8 protein-coding genes are annotated in these 5971 nt (G+C 62.9%); 7 read left to right on the top strand and 1 reads right to left on the bottom strand.

Going from position 1 to position 5971, the window contains the following annotated elements:
* From M0954_RS19820 to M0954_RS19835, 4 genes are all read left to right on the top strand, one after another.
* Nucleotides 1–206 (top strand): (2Fe-2S)-binding protein (locus M0954_RS19820; RefSeq protein ID WP_297355042.1); only part of this gene is annotated, 206 nt, incomplete at its 5' end.
* Nucleotides 207–217: 11 nt separating this feature from the next.
* The gene (locus M0954_RS19825; protein WP_297355044.1) at nt 218–862 is read left to right on the top strand and encodes an alpha/beta hydrolase; all 645 of its coding nucleotides are present in this window, start codon (nt 218–220) and stop codon (nt 860–862) included.
* A gap of 326 nt (nt 863–1188) precedes the next feature.
* Nucleotides 1189–2412 carry a D-alanyl-D-alanine carboxypeptidase family protein gene (locus tag M0954_RS19830; protein ID WP_297355046.1) on the top strand — a complete coding sequence of 408 codons (1224 nt, stop codon included), beginning with the start codon at nt 1189–1191 and terminating at the stop codon, nt 2410–2412.
* Nucleotides 2413–2503: 91 nt separating this feature from the next.
* Nucleotides 2504–2773 carry a DUF493 family protein gene (locus M0954_RS19835; RefSeq protein WP_122153249.1) on the top strand — a complete coding sequence of 90 codons (270 nt, stop codon included), beginning with the start codon at nt 2504–2506 and terminating at the stop codon, nt 2771–2773.
* A 32-nt stretch (nt 2774–2805) separates the two neighbouring features.
* Here the strand turns inward: M0954_RS19835 and M0954_RS19840 are convergent, their stop codons facing one another.
* Complete coding sequence (locus M0954_RS19840; RefSeq protein WP_297355048.1) at nt 2806–3762, bottom strand: transcriptional regulator GcvA; 957 nt, start codon at nt 3760–3762, stop codon at nt 2806–2808.
* A gap of 98 nt (nt 3763–3860) precedes the next feature.
* Between M0954_RS19840 and M0954_RS19845 the strand changes: the two genes are divergently transcribed.
* The 3 genes from M0954_RS19845 to lipA form a co-directional block, all read left to right on the top strand.
* Nucleotides 3861–4187, top strand: coding sequence for a DUF2917 domain-containing protein (locus M0954_RS19845; RefSeq protein WP_123385287.1), 327 nt, complete (start codon nt 3861–3863; stop codon nt 4185–4187).
* 59 nt (nt 4188–4246) lie between these two features.
* Nucleotides 4247–5071 (top strand): lipoyl(octanoyl) transferase LipB, encoded by an 825-nt coding sequence (lipB, locus tag M0954_RS19850; protein ID WP_297355050.1) that lies wholly within the window; start codon nt 4247–4249, stop codon nt 5069–5071.
* A gap of 13 nt (nt 5072–5084) precedes the next feature.
* Nucleotides 5085–5971 (top strand): lipoyl synthase (lipA, locus tag M0954_RS19855; RefSeq protein WP_297355052.1); only part of this gene is annotated, 887 nt, incomplete at its 3' end.

Consider the following 5971-nt stretch of genomic DNA (forward strand, 5'->3'; position numbering starts at 1 on the left):
AGCGCGTGAAGCAACTGGGCCTCGCGGGCCCGGGCCAGGTGCGGATCAACAAGGCAGGATGCCTCGACCGCTGCGAGGAAGGCCCGGCGCTTGTGATCTATCCGGAAGGCACGTGGTACACGTACGTTGACGAGAGCGACATCGACGAGATCGTCGAATCGCATCTTGCGAATGACAAGGTCGTCGACCGTCTCAAAATCGATTAATAAGCGGCGCCATGAACGTTCATACGAAACAGTTCCTGATCGATGGTCCGGTCGGCAAGATCGAGGTTGCAGTCGATCTGCCCGATGAAACGCGCGACAACGGCGCCACGCCGCGCGGGATTGCGCTCGTGGCGCATCCGCATCCGCTGTTCGGCGGCACGATGGACAACAAGGTCGCGCAGACGCTTGCTCGCACGCTCGTGCAGTTGAATTACGTGACATATCGCTCGAACTTCCGCGGTGTGGGTCAGACCGAGGGCGAACATGACGCGGGAATTGGCGAACGCGACGACTTGCGCGCCGTACTCAATTACATGCGCGCACAACCTGGGCAGGCCGACCTGCCCCTCGTGCTGGCTGGCTTTTCGTTCGGCACCTTCGTGCTCTCGCATGTGGCCGCGCGGCTGCTCGAAGAAGGGCAGGCGATCGAGCGGATCGTGTTCGTCGGGACGGCAGCGAGCCGCTGGGAAGTGGCGTCAGTGCCGGAAAACACGCTGGTGATTCACGGCGAAACCGATGATACGGTCCCCATTCAGTCGGTTTACGACTGGGCGCGGCCGCAGGAGTTGCCGGTGGTGGTGATCCCCGGTGCCGAGCATTTTCTGCATCGCAAACTACACGTGCTCAAGCGCATTATCGTCGACGCCTGGCGATAGCCAGCAGGTTGAAGCGTGTTTTCCGGGGTACAGGTACGCGTCAAATGAAAATTTATCCACACGCGATGCGCAAAGTTGGCTCCCCGGCGCGCGTATAATGAGCGCTCTTTTTTGGGCGCAGCGCGGCCCGTCCGGTTGATTGGCGCATCGTCAGCGCCGTTGCTTGATTGCAAGGCCGGATTGTGGGGCGCGTTGCGCGAACCGATCGTGTGGCCGGAAGTCCAACGGGCGCCGCGTTGCGTTTTTTCGCGGCCAGCGCTCGCCGACCGGCTCTTCCAATCTGCGCGCCTCCGGGCGCGATGCATATTTCTGCCCGAATCGATCCTATGCGTTTTTCCACCTCCGGCTTTTCGTCACTCTCGTCCTTCGTTCCCCATACCATCAGCCGTGCCGTGGTGCTCGGCGCGTTGCTGCCGGCCTCGCTGGTGGCGAGTACGGCCGCCTTCGCGCAGGTCCCGCCGCCGGCGGTGAATGCACGCTCGTGGGTACTCGTCGACGCGACCAGCAATCAGGTGCTCGCGTCCGGCAACGCCGACGAGCGCGTCGAACCGGCTTCGCTGACCAAGCTGATGACCGCCTATCTGGTCTTCGAAGCGCTGCAGACGAAGAAGATCACGATGGAGCAGATCGTTAACCCGAGCGAGGCGGTGCGCCGCGTCAAGACAGACGAATCGCGCATGTTCATCGAGGCGAACAAGCCGGTCTCCGTGCATGATCTCGTCTACGGCATGATCGTGCAGTCGGGCAATGATGCCGCGATTGCGCTGGCCGAGCTGGTGGGCGGTAGTGAGTCGCAGTTCGTCAGCATGATGAACACCGAGGCGAAGCGCCTCGGCATGACGCATACGCATTTCGCCGACGTGAACGGCATGCCCGACGCGCAGCACTACACGAGCGCGGGCGACCTGGCGATCCTGTCGGCGCGCCTGATCCGCGACTATCCTGACTACTACAACATTTTCTCGGTCAAGGAATTCACCTACAACAAGATCAAGCAGCCGAACCGCAACCGCCTGCTGTGGATCGATCCGACGGTCGACGGTCTGAAGACCGGCCACACCGAGGCTGCCGGTTATTGCCTGATCGCGAGCGCCAAGCGTCCGCTGCCGGGCACGCCGGATGCATCGCGCCGCCTGGTTTCGGTGATGATGGGTGAAGTGAAAGAGCACGACCGGGTCGAAGACAGCCTGAAGATGCTGAACTACGGTTACAGCGCGTACGACACAGTGCGTCTGTACAAGGCCGGTCAGGTGATCGAGACGCCGCGCGTCTACAAGGGTGCGGAAGACACGGTCAAGATTGGCGTGAAGGCCGACCAGTACATCACGGTGCCGAAGGGTCTCGCCGACAAGGCCAAGCCGCAGGTCGACCATATCGACCCGCTGATCGCACCGATCGCCGAGGGCCAGCAGGTTGGCACGGTGAAGCTGGTGGCGGACGGCAAGGTGGTCTCGCAGTTCCCGATCGTGGCGCTCCAGGCTGTGCCGCAAGCCGGCGTGGTGGGCCGCGTGTGGGATTCGCTGATGCTGATGTTCAACAAGAAGAAGTAAGCGCTGATGCGCGGGTGCGTGCAGTCGTGCGCATTCGCGTGACGGCGGCTCCGGCAGGCATGCTGCCCGGGCCGTTGCCGAGGAGTGAAAGATGCAATCCGACAATGATTCGCTGTTTGAGTTTCCCTGCGATTTCCCGATCAAGGTGATGGGCAAGTCGCATCCCGAGTTTGCCGAGACGATCGTGACGGTGGTCAAGCAGTTCGACACTGAGGTCGATCCGTCGCGCGTCGAGATGCGGCCGTCGAGCGGCGGCAACTACACCGGCCTTACGGTGACCGTGCGGGCCACCAGCCGTGCCCATCTCGACGATATCTATCGCGCGCTCACCGGCCATCCGATGGTGAAGGTCGTGCTGTAAGCGGCTGGGTCGCTTCGCGCGCCCGGTTGCCGTTATGGCGTGACGCGCAACGCGTCCGTCGCGCTTTGCGGTCCTGCCGAGCAGGCCCGATCGAAGAGCAGTTTGAACCGTCCCGCCTCATCGAACACCCAATCCCGGAATGCGCGTACCCGCTCCGTCTGCAGGCTTTGCGGCGTGCAGATGAAGTAGTACTGCCACGGGCTTGGACCGTCCACATCGAAGAGCCTTACCAGCCGCCCTGACGAGACCTCGTGCATCGCCAGCGAGCGGCGCGTGAGTGCGACCCCCTGTCCGTCGATCGCCGCCTGCAGCAGGTTCGACGAATCCTGGTACAACACGCCGCGTTTCGGCTCGGGCCATTCGGTCAGGCCCGCGGCGTCGAACCAGGGGCGCCACAATTCGTCGTCGGAGCGCAGCAGTGGAACCTTGGCGAGGTCGGCCGGTACTTTCGGCAGATTGCCGCCGTTGAAATTCGGTGCGCAGGCGGGAAAGAAGATTTCTTCGAGCAGCAGTTCGGCGTGCAGCCCTGGATACTTACCGAAGCCGAAGCGGATCGCCGCATCGACGTCGTCGCGGGCGAAGTCCGTCAGCAAATTGGTGGAAAGCAGCTCGAGATCCCATTGCGGGTGAGCTTCGATGAAACTGCCGATGCGCGGCGTCACCCAGCGCGCCGCGAACGACGTCAACATCGAGACGACCAGACGCCGCTCGCGGTCGCCGGCGCGCAGTTCGCGGGTGGCGTCGGCGAGCGCAGTCAGAGCCGCGCGCACCTGTGCCGCGTAACGACGGCCAACCTCCGTCAGACGCACCCGCTTGCCGTCGCGCGCAAATAGCGCCACCCCCAGTTCGGCCTCGAGCGCGCGAATCTGATGGCTCACCGCGCCGTGGGTCACGAACAGTTCGTCCGCGGCGCGCGAGAAGCTCTCGTGGCGGGCCGCGGCCTCGAATGCCTTGATGGCGTTCAGCGCAGGAAGTTGTCGAAGGTCCATCGCAATTTTTCTCACATAGAGGTGAAATTTGATCGTTTTGCGTAAACCCTTGTTACGCATAGGATTGTAGTCACGAAACGGCTTTTTACGAGGGTGTCATGCGAGAAATTTCCTCTAGTATCACATTTGAAATCAAGGGTGGCGAGACGGTTCCGATGAAGGTTGTGCGCAGCACACGGCTCGCGGTGAGCGGTTCTGCCGTGTGGGTAACACGCAGCGACGATACCGAAGACTACTGGCTTGAACCGGGCCACATGCTGCGTCTGCGGCGCGGTGAACGGCTCTGGCTGAGCGTCGAAGCGGACTCGCAGGCACGGGTGGCGTTCGACGTCCCGGCGCGCGCCGACGTGCGGGCGGTCGACTGGTTGGTGCGGCTGGGTGACCGGTTTGGCATGCATTTGAGGGACGGCTGGCGGACCGTTTGAGGGTGGTTGGGACGTGGGTTCCGGCGGGGATCTCCGTATTTGGGTAAACTACGGCCATCATGTGTGCCACGCCGGTTTCCTCGCCTTCCCTGTCCTCCGAGCCCGCTCCAGCTGACTTAGCTGATCCAGCGGCGCCGGTTTCGGTCGGTCTTACTACTGCCGCCGCGCGGGCCGAGCAGGTTCCCCAGGCGCTGCCCGCTCCCGCGCCGACGTTGCGCTGGCGCGGTGTCGAATCCTACGAAACCACTTTCAAAGCCATGCGGGCCTTCACGGACGCACGCGGCGCCGATACCGCCGACGAAATCTGGCTGGTCGAACATCCCCCTGTCTTCACCTTGGGCCAGGCCGGCAATCCGGCGCATCTGCTGTCTGCGGACAGTGGCATTCCGCTGGTCAAGGTCGACCGCGGCGGGCAGATCACATATCACGGGCCTGGACAGGTGGTCGCCTACCTGCTGCTCGACTTGCGCCGCCGCAAGCTGATGGTGCGCGAGCTGGTTACGCGGATCGAGCAGGGCGTGATCGACACGCTCGCGGCGTATAATCTCGCCGGAGAACGCAAGGCGGGCGCCCCTGGTATCTATGTGGCGCCTGGTCCGGATGCCGGGTTGCATGCGGGCGCCAAGATCGCCGCGCTGGGCCTGAAAATCCGCAATGGCTGCAGTTATCACGGAGTCAGCCTGAACGTGAAGATGGACCTGCAGCCGTTTCTGGCCATCAACCCATGCGGGTACGCGGGGCTCGAAACCGTCGACATGGCGACGCTCGGCGTCGCTGCCGGCTGGGATGACGTAGCCCGGACCTTTGCTGCACGCCTCACCGCAAACATCGACGGCACGCCCGCGGCCGTCGCCCAACCGCAGGCCGGTGTCGTGACCGCCTGACTGGACCGAACCAATGACTGACGTTACCGCGAACCTCGCCGGCACTGCCGCTCCTGACGCCGCTACCGCACCGGCCGCTTACGATGCTACGGCGAAGCAGAAGGCGCAGGCGAAGACTGCGCGCATTCCGATCAAGATCATCCCGATCGAGAAGCTGAAGAAACCGGACTGGATTCGCGTCAAGGCCGCCACCGGCAATTCGCGTTTCTACGAAATCAAGCAGATTCTGCGCGAGCACAACCTGCACACGGTCTGCGAAGAAGCGAGCTGCCCGAACATTGGCGAGTGCTTCGGCAAGGGCACCGCCACATTCATGATCATGGGCGATAAGTGCACGCGCCGTTGCCCGTTCTGCGATGTCGGACACGGCCGTCCTGATCCGCTGGATACTGAAGAGCCGGGTAATCTGGCACGCACGATTGCTGCGCTGAAGCTGAAGTACGTGGTGATCACCAGCGTGGATCGTGACGATCTGCGCGACGGCGGTGCGGCTCACTTCGTGGAATGCATCCGTCAGACGCGGGAGCTGTCGCCTGAGACGCGCATCGAAATCCTGACGCCGGATTTCCGCGGTCGTCTGGATCGCGCGCTCGGCATTCTCAATGCCGCTCCGCCCGATGTGATGAACCACAACCTCGAAACGGTACCGCGTCTGTACAAGGAAGCGCGCCCGGGGTCGGACTATGGACACTCATTGAAGTTGCTGAAGGACTTCAAGGCGCTGCATCCGCACGTCGCCACCAAGTCGGGCCTGATGGTCGGTCTTGGCGAGACGGAAGAAGAGATTCTTCAAGTGATGCGCGATCTGCGCGAGCACGACGTCGACATGCTGACGATCGGCCAGTATCTGCAACCGTCTGAGCACCACTTGCCGGTTCGCTCGTACGTGCATCCGGATAC

The sequence above is a fragment of the Paraburkholderia sp. genome (assembly GCF_026225065.1).
Taxonomy (GTDB): Bacteria; Pseudomonadota; Gammaproteobacteria; order Burkholderiales; family Burkholderiaceae; genus Paraburkholderia.